The 15,738-nt window shown below is 63.3% G+C and carries 17 protein-coding genes and 1 pseudogene; 12 read left to right on the top strand and 6 right to left on the bottom strand.

All coding sequences use genetic code 11. The features are described 5' to 3' along the window. Positions 1 to 177: 177 nt before the first annotated feature. Positions 178 to 1,566, top strand: coding sequence for an MFS transporter (locus V6S67_RS07265; RefSeq protein WP_334209599.1), 1,389 nt, complete (start codon positions 178 to 180; stop codon positions 1,564 to 1,566). 383 nt (positions 1,567 to 1,949) lie between these two features. Then, on the top strand, positions 1,950 to 2,297 hold the full coding sequence (locus tag V6S67_RS07260; protein ID WP_334209598.1) for a hypothetical protein: 348 nt from the start codon (positions 1,950 to 1,952) through the stop codon (positions 2,295 to 2,297). Positions 2,298 to 2,476: 179 nt separating this feature from the next. Here the strand turns inward: V6S67_RS07260 and V6S67_RS07255 are convergent, their stop codons facing one another. Continuing rightward, a complete protein-coding gene (locus V6S67_RS07255) occupies positions 2,477 to 2,902 on the bottom strand; it encodes a four-helix bundle copper-binding protein (protein ID WP_334209597.1) in 426 nt (141 codons plus the stop codon). 111 nt (positions 2,903 to 3,013) lie between these two features. Beyond that, the gene (locus V6S67_RS07250) at positions 3,014 to 3,373 is read right to left on the bottom strand and encodes a DUF3040 domain-containing protein (RefSeq protein ID WP_334209596.1); all 360 of its coding nucleotides are present in this window, start codon (positions 3,371 to 3,373) and stop codon (positions 3,014 to 3,016) included. A 282-nt stretch (positions 3,374 to 3,655) separates the two neighbouring features. Here V6S67_RS07250 and V6S67_RS07245 point away from each other — a divergent pair, with 282 nt between their 5' ends. Further along, positions 3,656 to 4,096 (top strand): PRC-barrel domain-containing protein, encoded by a 441-nt coding sequence (locus V6S67_RS07245; RefSeq protein WP_334209595.1) that lies wholly within the window; start codon positions 3,656 to 3,658, stop codon positions 4,094 to 4,096. Between the two features lie 257 nt (positions 4,097 to 4,353). Here V6S67_RS07245 and V6S67_RS07240 read toward each other — a convergent pair whose 3' ends face one another. Together V6S67_RS07240 and V6S67_RS07235 are read right to left on the bottom strand one after the other, a co-directional pair. Further along, positions 4,354 to 5,130: a hypothetical protein gene (locus V6S67_RS07240; RefSeq protein ID WP_334209594.1), complete on the bottom strand. Its 777-nt coding sequence runs from the start codon at positions 5,128 to 5,130 to the stop codon at positions 4,354 to 4,356. A gap of 207 nt (positions 5,131 to 5,337) precedes the next feature. After that, on the bottom strand, positions 5,338 to 5,874 hold the full coding sequence (locus V6S67_RS07235; protein ID WP_334209593.1) for a MarR family winged helix-turn-helix transcriptional regulator: 537 nt from the start codon (positions 5,872 to 5,874) through the stop codon (positions 5,338 to 5,340). Between the two features lie 413 nt (positions 5,875 to 6,287). Here V6S67_RS07235 and V6S67_RS19945 point away from each other — a divergent pair. From V6S67_RS19945 to V6S67_RS07195, 9 genes and pseudogenes are all read left to right on the top strand, one after another. Beyond that, a pseudogene (locus tag V6S67_RS19945) lies at positions 6,288 to 6,695 on the top strand (PAS domain-containing protein); the annotation flags it as partial. Between the two features lie 147 nt (positions 6,696 to 6,842). After that, positions 6,843 to 7,145, top strand: coding sequence for an ANTAR domain-containing protein (locus V6S67_RS07230; RefSeq protein WP_334209592.1), 303 nt, complete (start codon positions 6,843 to 6,845; stop codon positions 7,143 to 7,145). A 431-nt stretch (positions 7,146 to 7,576) separates the two neighbouring features. Further along, positions 7,577 to 7,882, top strand: a complete 306-nt coding sequence (locus tag V6S67_RS07225; protein ID WP_334209591.1) for a hypothetical protein — start codon at positions 7,577 to 7,579, stop codon at positions 7,880 to 7,882. Positions 7,883 to 8,071: 189 nt separating this feature from the next. Continuing rightward, on the top strand, positions 8,072 to 8,407 hold the full coding sequence (locus tag V6S67_RS07220) for a hypothetical protein (protein WP_334209590.1): 336 nt from the start codon (positions 8,072 to 8,074) through the stop codon (positions 8,405 to 8,407). Positions 8,408 to 8,602: 195 nt separating this feature from the next. Then, a complete protein-coding gene (locus tag V6S67_RS07215) occupies positions 8,603 to 9,439 on the top strand; it encodes a formate/nitrite transporter family protein (protein WP_334209589.1) in 837 nt (278 codons plus the stop codon). A 557-nt stretch (positions 9,440 to 9,996) separates the two neighbouring features. After that, complete coding sequence (locus V6S67_RS07210; protein ID WP_334209588.1) at positions 9,997 to 11,775, top strand: BCCT family transporter; 1,779 nt, start codon at positions 9,997 to 9,999, stop codon at positions 11,773 to 11,775. 128 nt (positions 11,776 to 11,903) lie between these two features. Continuing rightward, positions 11,904 to 12,218: a hypothetical protein gene (locus V6S67_RS07205; RefSeq protein ID WP_334209587.1), complete on the top strand. Its 315-nt coding sequence runs from the start codon at positions 11,904 to 11,906 to the stop codon at positions 12,216 to 12,218. Positions 12,219 to 12,333: 115 nt separating this feature from the next. Next, positions 12,334 to 12,645, top strand: a complete 312-nt coding sequence (locus V6S67_RS07200) for a DUF3040 domain-containing protein (RefSeq protein ID WP_334209586.1) — start codon at positions 12,334 to 12,336, stop codon at positions 12,643 to 12,645. 106 nt (positions 12,646 to 12,751) lie between these two features. Then, positions 12,752 to 13,177 carry a four-helix bundle copper-binding protein gene (locus V6S67_RS07195; protein ID WP_334209585.1) on the top strand — a complete coding sequence of 142 codons (426 nt, stop codon included), beginning with the start codon at positions 12,752 to 12,754 and terminating at the stop codon, positions 13,175 to 13,177. A 64-nt stretch (positions 13,178 to 13,241) separates the two neighbouring features. Here the strand turns inward: V6S67_RS07195 and V6S67_RS07190 are convergent, their stop codons facing one another. Together V6S67_RS07190 and V6S67_RS07185 are read right to left on the bottom strand one after the other, a co-directional pair. Next, positions 13,242 to 14,042: a GAF and ANTAR domain-containing protein gene (locus V6S67_RS07190; RefSeq protein ID WP_334209584.1), complete on the bottom strand. Its 801-nt coding sequence runs from the start codon at positions 14,040 to 14,042 to the stop codon at positions 13,242 to 13,244. A gap of 421 nt (positions 14,043 to 14,463) precedes the next feature. Then, positions 14,464 to 15,300 (bottom strand): alpha/beta fold hydrolase, encoded by an 837-nt coding sequence (locus V6S67_RS07185; RefSeq protein WP_334209583.1) that lies wholly within the window; start codon positions 15,298 to 15,300, stop codon positions 14,464 to 14,466. Positions 15,301 to 15,738: the final 438 nt, after the last annotated feature.

Below are 15,738 nucleotides of genomic sequence, written 5' to 3'. Positions count from 1 at the left end.
CCCTGGTACCAAGACGGTTCACCGTGACCCGATTGGAACACGGTGCGGGCCCCTGAGCGTTGGAAGATGATCAGTGTGCTGTGTACCGTTGATGGCTTCTAGAGGCGCCCGGCCCCATTGCATCGGCCCTCGCAGCGTCCACACCCGACACCACACCAATTGGAGGTTGCCGCCCGCATGGCATCGGCAGGAAAAGCTACGGACCAGGACAGCACTGCTGTCTCCCACACTGAAACTGCCGAAGGGCGCAAAACCATACGGAGAGCGATCGGCGCTTCCGCGGTCGGCAACGCAACGGAGTGGTTCGACTACGGCGTCTACGCCGTCGTCGTCGGTTACATCACCACCAACTTCTTCCCAGGAGGCGATGAAGGAACGGGCACTCTGTGGGCGCTGGCAACATTCGCCGTGTCCTTCCTCGTCAGACCTCTGGGCGGATTTGTCTGGGGGCCTCTGGGCGACAGGTTGGGGCGACGCAAGGTCCTCGCACTCACCATCGTCCTGATGGCCGGCGCCACCTTCTGCATCGGACTCCTACCGACCTTCGATCAGATCGGCTACCTAGCCCCTGTCCTCCTGATCCTCCTGAGACTGGTGCAAGGGTTCTCGACCGGCGGCGAGTACGGAGGGGCGGCAACGTTCATGGCCGAATACTCCCCCGACAAGAAGCGCGGCTTCTTCGGCAGCTTCCTCGAGTTCGGAACCATCTTCGGATTCGCTCTCGGCACGGCTGTCACGCTGTTCCTCCAGATCATCCTCGGCGACCAGGCGATGACCGAGTGGGGATGGCGTCTGCCCTTCCTGATCGCCGGCCCGATGGGGCTGATCGGCCTGTACCTCCGATCGAAACTGGAAGACACGCCGGTCTTCCGCGAACTCGAAGACGATGCCGGGCCACAGGAACGCGGACGGTCCCGCATCAGAGATCTCGTGACCCGGTACTGGCGCCCCATGGTCTCGATGGCAGGGCTCGTCATCGCCCTGAACGTCGCGAACTACACGCTGCTCAGCTACATGCCCACCTACCTCGAAACACGCATCGGTCTCACCGCCGATGGCTCCCTGACCTTGATCCTCGTCGGGCAGCTCGTGATGATGTGCCTCATCCCCTTCGCCGGGTCCCTGTCCGACCGGGTCGGACGTAAACCCCTGTGGCTGACCTCGATGGCCGGTCTCTTCATCGCGGCGATCCCGATGTACCTCGTCATGGGCACCGGCTTCGTCGGCGCCCTGATCGGGTTCGCCGTCCTCGGCGTCCTCTACGTCCTGCAGCTCGCCACGATCTCGGCGACCTTCCCGGCAATGTTCCCCACCCAGGTCCGCTTCGCAGGCTTCGCCATCACCTACAACCTTGCGACCGCGATCTTTGGCGGCACCGCTCCCCTGGTCAATGAGGCGCTGATCGCCGCCACCGGCAACCTGCTCGTCCCCGCGTTCTACATGATGGCCGCGTGCCTGATCGGCATCATCGCTCTGCCGTTCGCCCGTGAAACCGCCGGAGCCTCAATTCGCGGCACCGAACTGCCAGGGGAACCGACCGCCGCAGAGCGGGCAGCGGCGAAGTAGCCCGGCTAGAGCGAGGAACAAGCAGCTGGTGGAGCAGGCCAAGGCTTCACCGCGTCGGCACCGGACATCAGACAGATCGCCAGGCAGAACATTCCGCCTCGTGGGGCCCTCACACCCGGCTACACGATGATTAGCGATGCTCGCGCTGAACAGAGCCCCATACACATCGGTGCTGCGTTTCGCGCACGCCACAGTCAGTCTCGACACCGACATCACCTTCAACCCACAAAGGCCCCAGCACGCCAGAGTAAATGAGGAGGCTTCAGCCGCCACGATGGACAAGCGACGACCCATGGAGACGAAATCCGAACTCGACCTCGTTCGCGAGACACTCGCCGACGACATCCTGACGATCCTGGCCACAAAAGACTTTGTACCCCCGGATGGAACGAGCCGTCCCCGTCCCGAAAACCTCCAGCGCCTCCTGTGCGCCGCAGTCGCTGACCTCGAACAAGTCGACAACCAGCTACACCGCAAGCGACTACGCCGGCATGAAGAGCATCCCTCCCACGGGAAGGAGCGCTGACGGCGATTCCTCAGTGTGGGCTTCCTCCGACGAGAAGGCAGCCCACGACGCGGGACTCATACCCGCGGATCCGTCCACCCATGCGTCGATGAACGGGACAGACCCAGACGAGATCATCATCGGGTTCTCGGACGAGCCACCCGGGAACCCGGACGCCCTCCAAAAGAGGGTGCGGTGGGCCACGTGGCGGGTCGACGGAGGATGACGGGCAAGTTGGGCACCACCACGCCTCGGAGGCTAAGGCGGACAACACACCGTAGGACACGGCAGAGGCCTTCATAGGCGGGAAAGGTCGAGCGAGTACTAAGCGGTCCTACTGCCACCAACCGCATCCGGGCTCTACGGGATGTGGTTCTCTCCGCAGAGTGTCGCCGCGCGGTGTCATTAAAGGGTGCGGTGTGGGGTGACGGCGGGCGGTTGCAGGAGGTCCGTCAGGGCTTGCTCTGCTGTCTTGCATGCCTCGGCGCAGACAGCGCAGTGCTGGTGGTCGTGCTTGCCGCATTCGATGGCGCAGGCATTGGATGCAGTGCGGCAAGCCAGCAGGACCTGCTGCAGCAGCATTGGATCCGTGTTCCCGCGGCGAATGAGCATGGTTGCGGTGATCTGGCATAGATCTGCGCAGTCCTGATTCCTGCGGATACACGCGGTCAACTGTGGAAGGTCGTCTTCCGCGAGGCAGGCATCCGCGCAGCTGATACAGGCTTGGGCGCACTCGTTCAGGGCGGTGATCGCGGCGAGGACAGTGTGGTCCTGCGCCGGAGTCCCGTCCACGAGTGGATGGGTTGTCATCATCTGCTGGGTACGACTCACAAGGTGGTCCTTCCATAGATCCATTGACGAGCTATCAATCCATCACCGTGTCGAGTAATCCACCTGCAGCGGGCGTCCGGGTCAGACATCAGTGATCAGACTCTTCCCCTTTCACCCGTTCCGCTTGTCCCGGTGCGGCCCCGTGCGGCCTGGTGCGGTCCGCTGCAGACGATCGACGGCGACGCAGATCACGATGAGGCCGGTCACCGCCAGTAGGAAGAGGTGCGCGAGGGCGCCGATGATCAGAAGCCACACCCCAGTCATCAGAGCGGTAATGAGCAGTGCGATGCGGTGAAACCCTGGGGGCAGGAACCCTGCCGAGGAATGAGGTAGCGGCGGCCTGGCGCCCGCACTCGTAAAGGGAAGATCGTCAGCGAGAACCCGCTCGAGCTCGTTCCACACCTGACGTTCATGCTTGGACAGGGACACGAGGCTTCCTCTCTGCTGGTCAGGCTGTTCCAGCCAGTCCATCGAATCCTCGAATCTGGCGCATCCCCGAATTTGACCCCCAGAATGTTTGACTCTGCCCCAATAGGAGGGCCCTCCTCATGAGGAGCGGTGTGCGGGTACTGACCGCTGCCACGTGACCCCGTGTTCTCGACGCTGATGCAGCAGGCCCGGATCATTTTCTCGATAACAAGAGGCGAGCCCGCCATCAAACAGGTCTCGATCCGCTTAACGCTTTGGGGAGGGCGTAGATGTCCGCGGAAAGGGGGTGTCGGTCCGCCCCGGCAGTGCGGAAGAATCATCGACATGACGATCACGACGGAATCTATTGCATCAGGGAACGAGGATCCTGGGCTGGTGAGGCTCAGCGAATCACCGCATATCCTCGCTCACCCGGATGAGGACGTGCGGGACCGGACGGTGCGCGATAGCCAGGGAAATGACTTCGGCACGGTCAAGGACCTCATCATCGACCAGGCAGGCCAGAAGGTGAGGTTCCTGCACGTCGGTCAGGGTGGCGTCCTCGGCATCGGGCAGCGAACCGTCCTGATACCGGTCGACGCCATCGTTCGGATCACCGCCGAGGACGTGCACATCAACCAGGACCAGGACCGCGTGCACGGAGCTCCCGCGTACGATCCGGAGCTGACCGAGGCCCGCTACTACGAGTCCGTGTACGGGTACTACGGCCTCGGCCCGTTCTGGGCCGCCGGCTACACCTACCCACCCTTCCCCCACTACCCCTGAGCACCGGCAACACTCTCAGCACCCTCAGCACCCTCTGCACCCTCTGCACCCTGTACCAACAGCGACCACGAGCGGCCTTACAGAAGCAGTGGTGTAGATTGACAGATTTCTGTAGATGGAGAACCTCATGACGATCCGTACTTCATGATGCTCAGACGGAAGCGCCGCACATCCCGTCGGGGATGCGCGGCGCTTGCGTGTCACACCGGTGCTTGACCGGATGCTCGATCAGTGCTCGACCGGTGTTCGACTGGTGATCAGGCCTTGGTTGCGCTGCGGCGGACCATGTAGGCGCCTCCGGCTGCTGCGGCGAGGACGAGGCCACCACCGAGGGCGATCACGCCGGCGTTGGTGCTACCCGATTCCTGGGAGACACCGGTGTCGGCTCCGCCTTCGGGCATGGCGCCCATCTGCGTGGCGACGAGCGTGCCACACAGTGCCGGCGACGTCGCACCCAGCGGCAGGTCCGGGTTCAGGTCGCTGGGCGAGGAGAAGACCTCGGTCGAGACACCTGCGGTGGCGGGGTCCAGGCCGTGGACGACGACGACGGCGGTCCCGGACTCCAGGGATGCCTTGGTGGCGGCGTCGAGGGTGATCTCGCGCTGGACACTGTAGGTGCCGCCCTGGCCGCCGAGCTCGAGGTTCAGGCCCTCGGCCGGGGTGGTGGCGCCGCTGGTGGTCAGCGTGGTCTGGATGTCTCCGTAAAGATCCGCAGCTTCGGTGACGCTGACGATGCCATCACCATTGGCGTCCTTGGCCGGGGTGGGGCACTGGCCAAGAGCGCCACCGTGGATGTGCTGGACGTGCGGGTACGGTCCGTCCATGAAGGTCTGGGCGAGACCGGAGACCTGCAGGTTCACCATGGCCTTGTCACCGGTGACATCGACGGTGATCGTGCCGGTGCCCGTGGTGCCGTTGAGCTGACCCAGGGTCGAGGAGTAGGAGGCGTCCGCTGCCATGGCGGATCCGCCGGACAGGGCCAGGGCGCCGAGGGCGAGGGTAGGGACGGCAAGAAGTCGCATGCTGTTCTTCATCAGGTGAGTCCTTTGCTGTGCTTGAGACGAGACACAACTTGTCAGTGTGCTTACTGTGGTTCGGAACACACCCCTGAGGGGATGGGGGCCACTTCGATGATGGTTGTGCGACACGTTGAGCGCCGACACGGAGGAGTCTTCGCCGAGCGGCCAAGCGGGCTGTCAGGCGGGCGGGTGGTCGGGGAGGCGGAACAGGCCGATCTGGTGTCAGCTGGTCCCGGTCCGCGGGGTGATGTGCCCTAGTAGCTCGACGAGGTCCTTCCTCAATGCTGCAATCGGCATTCCGCGTGCCGGTTCGATAGCCGATAGGTCAGTGCCTTCGCCGAGGGGTGTTTCGCGGTGGAGGGCGGTCAGTGCCCGGCCACCAGCCCGGGTGAGGGAGATCATGATGTCTCGCTGCCCCGCCGTTCGGAATGACCTCTTGACGTACCCGAGGCCCTCAAGGGCCTTCAAGGTTCGACCGAGGCTTTGCGCGGTGATGTGGACCCGCCGGGCAAGCCCTACCTGGTTCGTCGTTCCAGACTCGGATAGGGCCTGCAGTGCGGTCAGACTCGAGGGTGAGAGCTGGACCGCGTGGAGGTCTTCAGCGATTTCCCGCTCCCACAACCGTGCTGCCGTTGACAGGAGTCTGCTGGTCGACCATTCCTCCAGCGACACGATCCCGACCGGACCGTCAGCGCCTGCGATGTCCTGACGACCGTGCAGCAGGGCATCGTCATCGCCACTGTGATTACCGGGTCCCATGGTGCGTCCTCCACTTCGCTTGGATCCCGGTGTTCACCAGGACCCCTCGATGACTGACCCTGCCACCCTCTTGAACAAAGCCATTTCTCGTCGTGTCCGGGACGGCCCCGCAGGTGCCGCACAACCTCCCACTCTAGGCATTCCTCAGCATGCTGTCGTTCGGACGAGCGGGGTTGCGGGACGAGGGCATCACATGATTCCCGCGACCTCCCCTGCACTGCCCCCTCCAGGCTCGGGGGCATGCGGGGCTCCCCTTCTTCCTTCGTCCGCGCCTGGAGGGCGGGCCGTCCCGTGGACGGTCACAGGCGAATGTCAGAGAGGTGTCGGTGCGCGTCGTTAGGATCTTCGGCGTACCTCGATGATCGAGTTGAGAAGCCAGCTCGCCTCCGTTGTCCAGCGAAAGGTCTTCCGCCATGGCCTCCACTCATCCCTTCGATGAGTTGTCAGAGCATCCCGGCTCCGGGATGCCGAAAACACCCCCGCCATCCCCCTCCGCACCGTCGCACCCACCCCTCACGCCGTCCTCACACGCACCCTCGTCAGGCGATTCGTCGGTCGCCCTGCAGGCTTCGAGCGTTGATTGCCCGACCGGCACTTTCCGGTACAGCATGGCAACGAGGACTCTGGAGTGGTCGGACGCCGTATATGAGCTGTACGGGTATGCCCGTGGGGAGGTCGTGCCCACGCCCGAGCTTGCTCTGACGCACGTCGCTGCTGCAGAACGAGAACATGTTCGCGGAATGTGGCGTCAGGTCCTTACAGATCCTCACCCGGTATCGGGGTACCACAGTCTGATCGATGCTGAAGGCCGCCGCCACCAGATCCTGACGGTCGCGCATCAGATCATCAACCCCGAAACCACCACCGATCAAGAGCACGTCGCTCCCAGGTCCTACTCCGAGGTTGACTCTGCCGCTGACCTTCAAGCTGGCAGTGGCGCTGCTATCAGCGGTGGTGCGGGCGCCGGGATGGAGATCACCGGGTACGTCTCGGATCTCACCGCTCCCCTGCACGAGGACGTGGCCTATCGGGCCAACGACGCGATCGCCCGAGCGGCACGGAACCGGGCCGAGATCGAGCAGGCAAAGGGCATCCTGATGGCCTTCCGAGGGCTCGACGCCGACCAGGCTTTCCTGGCCATCACCCGGTACAGCCAGCACCACAACCAGAAAGTCAGCTCCCTCGCACGCGCGCTCGTCTACGCGTGCGGTTCCACGACCACACTGCACCTCACCATCAACGCCATCTGTCCCACCACCAACGCCGCCTGATCCACGGCTACCACACCATTCCTGAGGACCTATGGCAGGCACAGCGGTCAGCCCGGTATCAGGCGCGCGTCTATCACGGCGGCACCCACCCCTACTGGTCCCGGGCTACACGGCGACGCGTTTGACCTCGCCCCACCGACCCATGATCGACTAGTAAGTGGGCTGCTCTTTCTGGTCAAGCAGTTGGCGTGAGATAGACGCTCCGGTGATGCCCGGCCCTTCCGTCCACAAGGGGCCGGGCATCATCAAGGGGGCGCGGCCCTCATGTGAGATCCGGCAGCTCCACCACACCAGCACTACCGGATCTTTGCTGCTTCCCAGCTAGGTGAAGCCATCACCTGAAGAGGTCATACCCCTCATCGCTCGATGGAGCACCAGGCCGGCTTCTGGACACACTGCAACAGCATCATCATCGACTCGGAAGATGCTTCATGGCCGAAGGCCCAGACGACCAACAACAGAACGTCATCAACCTCGTCAAGGACAATGCACTTCATCTAGGGGACCTATGGATCGAATACTTTGCCCTGACCGGCATCGAGTCGTATCCCGCCGTCGCGGACTATGTGTACGGTCGAGGCGACCTCCCACAAATGGAACGGGACCTCCTTGACCTGGCTTTGACTGAAATCGTCGCCAGGAACTCACGCGAAAGACTCCACGGACTGTTCCGCAACCGCGAAGAGGACACCGACAAGTACAACGACGAGGACAGGGCGACGGAGGAAAATCTTTGAGCGACCTACCGGTGCTGGACTGCAGCTCGCCGACCCAAGAGGACCGTTGCCCCGGGTGGAACGCCAGCGACAGGACTGGGACGCACGAGAACAAGACACGCCCGCGGCCAACGGTAGGACGGAGGATGGCCACTTCGGTATCGTCGCTCGTGCCTCTAGAAGCGCGGGGCTTCTACACCCAGCACGTAAATGAGGCACCGCATGAGTGATACCAGTAGATTGGACCCCGAAGGAGACTTCCCGGAAGACCTGACCGTTCTCGACCGGGATCAACTGGACATCCTGAACAGCCGGAACCACCGAGCCCGCGACCTGCAGTACATCCGGAACGGCGACGTCGATCCGGAGACCGAAGGCCAGCACCATGAGCTACGCGAGGAACTGGACCGCCGGCAAGCACTGCGCGGCGCCACCACCAGCGACGATGCAGAGGAAAACGACAGCCTCAGCAACACCGAGTCCACCGTCGAGGCTAACGCCGAGGGCCAGGTCGAGGTCGAGGAACGTGGAACCGGGAGAGCCTGAGCTTTCAGGACTGGTCAAGCGTCGTGGGCGTGGCCTACCCGTCCCACACTGGGTGGCTGGAGCTCCGAAAAGATCAAGTACTGGTCGTCGCGAGCAGATCACCGGGGTCACTGTTTCACTGGGGTGACCCCGGCATCGGCGACGGAGGGACCGGAACCTCACCAACCGGGTTCTACCCAGACACAGGAAGGTGACATGAGCGAGGACCGCAGACGGGAACTGGGCGAATCAGACGCCCCGGTCGAGGACGAACTCAAGGAATCCTTCGACAAGACGATCGAAGAAGGCGCCGAAAGACTCCACCGCACCACGAGGAACATCCTCGTGACCGGTATCTTCGGAGGGTTCGAGATCGGCCTCGGCATCATGGCCTACCTCGCCGTCATGCACGAGACGGGCAACCACCTGCTCGCCGGGCTCGCCTTCAGCATCGGCCTCGTGGCACTCCTGCTGGCGCACAGCGAGCTGTTCACCGAGAACTTCCTCATGCCGGTCGCCGCCGTCGTCGCCAAAGAGGGAAGCGCCGCCCAATTGGGGAAACTATGGGCAGGCACCCTCGTAGCCAACCTCGCCGGTGGCTGGGTCTTCGTCTGGATCGTCATGCAGGCCTTCCCGGAATGGGCCGACACCGTCAGCGAGAGCGCGCACCATTACGTCGACGCGCCCTTCTCCCTGCAGACCGTCGCCCTCGCCGTCCTCGGAGGAAGCACCATCACCCTCATGAGCCGCATGCAGCAAGGCACCAACAACGACGTCGCCCGGATCGTCGCCACCATCATCGGCGGATTCCTCCTGGCCGGACTCCAGCTGTTCCACTCCGTCCTCGACTCGCTGCTCATCTTCGCCGCCATCCACGCCGGCGCCGACATCAGCTACGGACAATGGCTTAGCTGGTTCGGCTACACCCTGCTGTTCAACATGCTCGGCGGACTGGTACTGGTCACCCTCCTCCGGCTCGTGCGCACCAAGGAACTCCTCGAGAAGCGCAGAAGCGAAGCCCCGGATGACCCAGAAGCACCCCACGACCGATAACAAAACGCCGAACCACCACCGGCACCCTCCCACACGCTCATCGAGACCCCCTAAGCCCCTGCACCGCCCAAGCAACGGATCCTTTGACGAGACGTGCGAAGGTGTCACGATCTGCCGCGCGAAGTACACGGCTATCCCGACCTGCTATAGGAGCCCAAACCCGATCACGATCTCCGGAACGACCAGCGAATAGGCCGGCACCAAGGTCCCGAGGACCTCCCCGTCCTGCTACTGCTGACATGGAGCCCATGGGAAAGGAATCATCCGCCGAAAGCCCGGAAGCACTGGTCAGGTGGACCTCGGAAGGTAACGATTGCCCTACGATGCCGCTGATGAGCAGCGCCTGGAGCAAGTCCTTTCATCGCCGAGCTGACGCGGATCAGGCGGCTCAGGAGAACAGCAGAGGTGGCTTCCCTCACACCTTTCACCAGCAGATTATGAGCTTGGCAGCCCTTGAGAGGAGCGACTTTTTGTAGTGTTGGTAGCCGTCATCTTGTCCTGAGCGCGTGGTGGAACCCTTCGCCGCGCCTGCTACGCGTCAATAAAGGAGAACTCCGATGAGCGATAAGACCAGGAAAAACACAGTAACCAGTCCACCCGGCTCCGCCCGTCCGACTTCCCGTACGAAGCCTGTCCACACCGCGCGCCTGGCGCTGCCCGTCTTCGTTCCCGCGGCGGCGCTCATTGTGCTCTTCGTGGCCTACGCGCTGATCGCTCCGGACTCCGCCTCTTCGCTGTTCTCCGGCATCCAGGAGAACGTCATCGGTGCCTTCGGCTGGTACTACGTGGCCCTCGTCGCCTTCTTCGTCGCCTTCTCCCTCTGGGTGGGGTTCAGCCGCTACGGTGACATCCGCCTCGGGAAAGACGACGACAAGCCCGAATTCTCCGTGATGTCCTGGTTCGCGCTGCTCTTCGCGGCCGGCATGGGCATCGGCCTGGTGTTCTGGGGAGTCGCCGAGCCGCTCAACCACTTCGCCAGCCCACGACCAGGCGTCGCGGGCACCGACGTCCAGCTCGGGCAGCAAGCCATCACGCAGACCTTCCTCCACTGGGGACTGCACGCTTGGAGCATCTACGTGGTGGTCGGCCTGTCCATCGCCTACGCCGTCCACCGTCGGGGACGCCCCATCTCCATCCGCTGGACCCTCGAGCCACTCCTCGGTGATCGCGTCAAGGGCGGCTGGGGCCACGCCATCGACGTCGTCGCGCTCGTCGGAACGCTTTTCGGTGTGGCGACTTCGCTCGGACTCGGCGTCCTGCAGATCTCGTCCGGACTCGACACCGCCGGAATCCTCGCCGCGACCAAGGCCACGCAGGTCGGCCTGATCCTCTGCATCACAGCGCTGACGATCGTCTCGGTCATCTCCGGGGTCGGCAAGGGCATGAAGTGGCTGTCCAACATCAACCTCGTTCTCGCCGGCGTGCTGCTGCTCGTGGTCCTCTTCGCCGGACCCACGCTCTTCCTCCTGCGTGAATTCGTCCAGTCCATCGGCAACTACCTGCAGAACGTCGTCGGTCTCACGTTCAACACCCTCGCGTTCTCCGGCGCCGAGGGAGAAGCCTGGCAGGCAGCCTGGACCACCTTCTACTGGGGCTGGTGGATGTCCTGGGCACCCTTCGTCGGCATCTTCATCGCACGGATCTCCAAGGGCCGCACCGTCCGCGAGTTCGTCGCCGGCGTCCTGCTGGTCCCCACGACCCTCGGTTTCCTCTGGTTCTCCGTGCTCGGAGGCTCCGCGATCTATCGCGAGATCTTCGGCCAGGGCGGCCTGATCGCAGAGGACGGATCAGTGGACACCGAGAACGCGCTCTTCGGCCTCCTTGGTGAGCTGCCTGGGGGTCCAGCACTGCTCATCGGCGCGATCCTCCTCATCGCCATCTTCTTCATCACGTCCGCGGACTCCGGGGCCCTGGTGATGAGCATGATCTCCACAGGCGGCGATCCCAACCCGCGGAACTGGATCCGTGTGTTCTGGGCCGGCCTCGCCGCCCTGGTGGCGATCTCCCTCCTGCTGGTTGGTGACACCGGTCTGAGTTCCATCCAGACGGCGGCCATCCTCACCGCGCTACCATTCAGCGTCGTCATGCTTTTGATGTGCGTCGCGACGGCGAAAGCCTTCCACGGCGAACACCGCGCCTGGCAAGCAGCCCAGCGCAAAGCAGCCGCGGCGGCCATGGTCGACCGCGTCAGTGACCAGGTCAGCGAATCGATGTCCGACCAGGTCGAACGCCAGGTACAGGAGCACCTCGCAGACTTCTCAAACGAGCAGGAAGCGGAGCCCCCCGTGTCGCCGAGTGGTATCCACGCCGCACGGCTTCCCACCGAGAAGGAATGAATTCACCCTGCGCGCAGCCTCCGAAGCTGCGTGCAGGAGGTGAATCGTGATGCGTCGAACCCACAGTGGCCCGACGCTCATTAAAAGCGGTGCCAACTTCTGGAGCGTCTTTCGAGGAGGTGATCCCTATGAATCAGAAAGCAGGATCGGCAGAACCGCATACTGTACGCACCGAAGCCGTCGACTTGCAGCTAGCGATCTTCTACACGGTTGCCCGCGCCAAGGGACGGTCCGTGCACGACGCACGAAAGGTCTTCAGCCACGCCGTCTCAGCACTACACATCACACCACCGAGCGGACTGTGGGTCGACGCAGCAATGACATCAGCCGCCCTTGGACGGACCTACATCATCAGCAGCGAAGCCCGCGATGGGGCAGAGTCGATCCTGAAGGATCGTGACGTGAGCACTTTGGTTTCCGAGGGGGAAGACAGTGGTCCTTAGGAGTCAAGTAGCTGGCTGAATAGATTCGAAGAGGCATGGGGCCGGCGCGTTCGATGAACTAATTAGGCACCACCTCCACATAACTTCCTCAGTCCATCACCAGGAAGGACTTTCTGTGACGCTCTCCAGGCAAGAACGCCAGGCGTGGAACGAACTCGAGCGTATCCTCGCCGACGAACTCCCCTACACGCCGGCAAGCGCTGTCGCAATGACGGCAGGCCCGACCTCCACCGGGATCCTGCCGCCAGCGCTCAGCCGCGCTTTGATCCTCATCACCATCCTCGCCGTCGGCGCCTGGCTCCTGATCCTCGGCGCCCTCGCTCAACTCCTGCCCATGGCCCTGACGGGACTGATCGTGGTCTGCGTTGCTGCTGACCGCCTGCAGCGCCCTGCACCCCAGCAGGGCAATGGCATTCCCCAACGCTGACACTTGAGGACGATTGGCACGCGCCGTCACCTGACGCTCCTCCGTCGATCGGGCAGTGAAACACCGTCCTCATCCGCGTGTACCCGCCTTGGAAGGATCACATACTGTGAGTCGCACCCAGCAGATGATGACTACACACCCCCGCACGGAAGGGACGCCGGCGCAGGATCACGCCGTTCTCGCTGCGATCACCGCCCTGAACGGCTGCGCGCAGACGTGTACCAGCTGCACCGACGCCTGCCTCGCGGACGAAGACGTTTCGCATATGACCGCCTGCATCCGCAGGAACCAGGATTGCGCTGACCTGTGCCGAGTTACAGCGGACATCCTTACCCGCCGTACAGACCCGCATGACACTCTGATCCAGCAAGTCTTGCTGGCGTGCCGCACCGCGTGCAACGCCTGCGCCATCGAATGCGGCAAACACGACCACCCCCACTGCCGGATCTGCGCCGACACCTGCAACGGCGCGGAACTGGCACTGAAGGACCTCCTTCAACCACCCAGCATCACTCCCCACAGGACCGCCTGAGGCACCTGAGGCACCTGAGGCACCTGAACCACGATCCCGTTCAGCTGACAGGTCAGGCAGCAGGTCAGGTGGGTGTGTTGGGGTTTCCGGGGGAGTGATTGATCATTCCGTCGATGATGGTTTGGGCGAGGTCTCGGAGTTTGATGTTGCGGCTGTTCGAGGCTTTGCGGAGGATGGCGAAGGCTTCCTCCTGGCTGCAGTGGTTCTGCGACATGATCACGCCGACCGCGGTGTCGATGATGTGTCGTCCTTCCATAGCGGCCCGCAGGTCAGCGCCGGTATCGGTCAGTTCAGCGATCCGCACTGCGATCTGCATGGACTTCGATGCTTCCTCCGCGAAGCGGCGCGCGACATCCCGATCACGCGGCGGGAAGGCATCTGCGGCCGTGGAGTAGAGGTTCAGTGCGCTGGCTGAGTCTCCCGGGAGCAGGATCGGGGAGGCGAGCACGGAGCGGACGCCGAAGTCCTCCATCGCCTTCCGGTACCCGGACGACGGTGGAAGGTCGTCGACGTCCTCGATGTACACCTCGCGTGCCTCACGTGCGGCGGTCAGGCAGGGACCGTCGTCGAACCCGTATTGTGCTTCGTCCATCCGCTGCGCGAGGTCGTTACTGCTCGAAACCGTCGCAGCCCTACGCGGTCGAAGGAGCGTGATCCCGCAGAACACGTCACCACCGTAGGAGCCGATGACCTCGACGGCGGTGCGGGTGAGGAAGTCGAGGTATTCGACGATGTCTCCGCTGTCCGCGACCAGGTGATGCAACCGGGCTCCCAGCCCGCTATCGGTTTCGAAGGGATCCGAACCACTGACTTCTTCGCCAGCATGGGACGGATGATCCGAGATTGAAGGGTCCTGCGCCATCATGAACCTCACCAACGTCACGGACCCGACACCGGGGCGCGAAAGAAACAGGTTCCCCTGTCGCCCCGCCATTGAATTGTCCTCGTTCCGTCCACTGGACGCCGACGGATTACCCGACGCTACAACCCCGTCCAACCCGTGCGGCGGGATTCGGCATCCCAATTTGGTCGCCTTTCACTGGCGCGGCCGTGCTATGCCTCATCCTCTCCGCCGGTCATACCACCGCCCTGATCCCCCGCTACATCACACCGTTACCGCTCCGAAAGTGGATCGTCCCGACATGACTCTGCGGTCTGTCACTGGCCAGGCACGCCGATCCTAATGTGCCGCGCAGTCAGCTCGGGACGCTACGAGGATGCAAGCGAGGCTGCCCGGGAGGACCGGCTCCTTCCTGTGCCGCCGCACACAGGAAGGAGCCCGGGTCCTACTTGGCGAGGAAGGTGATGAGGGCTTGATTCCATTCGTCGGGGTGACTGACGTTGCACCCGTGCGGCCCACCCTTGATGACGTGGAGGTCGCTGCCGAGCAGGGTGGCGTGGGTGCGCTGCCCGGAGCCGTCGAACGGCACGGTCGCATCGGCGTCGCCGTGCAGCACCAGGGCCGGAACCGTTACTTTGAGCAGGTCATCGCGGAAATCGGTGCTCCCGAACGCCTCCATGCAGGCAAGGGCTGCTTTCTTGTCGGCCTGACGACACAGTTCGAGGGCTTCCTGACGCTGCGCCTCGGTGACCTTCAGCTCACCATTGGCAGAAAAGAAATCGGTGGTGAACCCGTCGTAGAACAACTCCTGGTCCTTCGTCAGATCCTTGGTCATCCCCGCAGCTGCTTCTTTGGTGAGGGGTCCATCGGGGTTGTCCTCGCCCTGCATCATGAATGGTGGGACCGCGGAGGCGAAGACGACGCTGCGGATACGCTCCGGGCTGTACTTAGCGAAGTAGCGGGCCACCTCTCCCCCACCCATGGAGAACCCGACCAGGGTCACATCCCGCAGGTCGAGCTCCTCAAGCAGGGCCTGAAGATCCTCCGTCAAGGTGTCGTACGTGTACCCGGTCATCGGCTTGTCACTGCGACCGAAACCGCGACGGTCATAAGTAATCACCCGGTACCCGGCAGCCTCCAGTGCGGGAATCTGGTTCTTGAATGCCTCCCCGGACAGGGGCCACCCGTGGATCAGGACCACGGGGCGGCCGGTTCCACCGGTGTCATCGACGTGGAGGTTGGTGTTCTTGAACAAACCATGGTGAGCGACGATCTCCGTCATAGGGATATCTCCTTCTGATGCTTGTGCTGTCGGCGGTGCTGTCGGCGGTGCTGTCGGTGATGCTGTCGGTGATGCGCCGTGGGCGCGTCATTCCACCCTAAATATTCGTCAGCATGCTGTCTTTCGGATGGGTACAGGTTGCGATGTCGTAGGGAGCGTGATGCCCGCTGGATAGGCGGACCTGATGTTGAGGCCTGGGTGCGCCGGAGATGAAGGGCGTTCTGCGAACGTCGGTTGCGCTGCACTGGGAGTCAAGCAGCGCCGGTCAGCTGGTGCTCCCCTTGACCTCACCGCGGCTTGTCACGTTGACTCATCAGTAGACTTAGTATTTGGTCAAGAAGCGGCTGGATGCTGAGCAGGGCCGCTGCGACGCACTGCCTCCCTGAGATTGAAGGTAGTGCGGCGCGCAGGTCAAGCAGCCCAGCAGCCTGGGCCCGC

Source organism: Arthrobacter sp. Soc17.1.1.1 (assembly GCF_036867195.1).
Lineage (GTDB): Bacteria > Actinomycetota > Actinomycetes > Actinomycetales > Micrococcaceae > Arthrobacter_D.
The sequence above is the reverse complement of the archived record's forward strand: the minus strand, read 5'-3'. Positions and strand labels throughout refer to the sequence as shown.

Coding starts and splice junctions, on each gene's coding strand:
- V6S67_RS07265 (WP_334209599.1), top strand. CDS start 178: ATGGCATCGGCAGGAAAAGCTACGGACCAGGACAGCACTGCTGTCTCC.
- V6S67_RS07260 (WP_334209598.1), top strand. CDS start 1,950: ATGGAACGAGCCGTCCCCGTCCCGAAAACCTCCAGCGCCTCCTGTGCG.
- V6S67_RS07250 (WP_334209596.1), bottom strand. CDS start 3,373: ATGGACTGGCTGGAACAGCCTGACCAGCAGAGAGGAAGCCTCGTGTCC.
- V6S67_RS07245 (WP_334209595.1), top strand. CDS start 3,656: ATGACGATCACGACGGAATCTATTGCATCAGGGAACGAGGATCCTGGG.
- V6S67_RS07240 (WP_334209594.1), bottom strand. CDS start 5,130: ATGAAGAACAGCATGCGACTTCTTGCCGTCCCTACCCTCGCCCTCGGC.
- V6S67_RS07235 (WP_334209593.1), bottom strand. CDS start 5,874: ATGGGACCCGGTAATCACAGTGGCGATGACGATGCCCTGCTGCACGGT.
- V6S67_RS07230 (WP_334209592.1), top strand. CDS start 6,843: ATGGAGATCACCGGGTACGTCTCGGATCTCACCGCTCCCCTGCACGAG.
- V6S67_RS07225 (WP_334209591.1), top strand. CDS start 7,577: ATGGCCGAAGGCCCAGACGACCAACAACAGAACGTCATCAACCTCGTC.
- V6S67_RS07220 (WP_334209590.1), top strand. CDS start 8,072: ATGAGGCACCGCATGAGTGATACCAGTAGATTGGACCCCGAAGGAGAC.
- V6S67_RS07215 (WP_334209589.1), top strand. CDS start 8,603: ATGAGCGAGGACCGCAGACGGGAACTGGGCGAATCAGACGCCCCGGTC.
- V6S67_RS07210 (WP_334209588.1), top strand. CDS start 9,997: ATGAGCGATAAGACCAGGAAAAACACAGTAACCAGTCCACCCGGCTCC.
- V6S67_RS07205 (WP_334209587.1), top strand. CDS start 11,904: ATGAATCAGAAAGCAGGATCGGCAGAACCGCATACTGTACGCACCGAA.
- V6S67_RS07190 (WP_334209584.1), bottom strand. CDS start 14,042: ATGATGGCGCAGGACCCTTCAATCTCGGATCATCCGTCCCATGCTGGC.
- V6S67_RS07185 (WP_334209583.1), bottom strand. CDS start 15,300: ATGACGGAGATCGTCGCTCACCATGGTTTGTTCAAGAACACCAACCTC.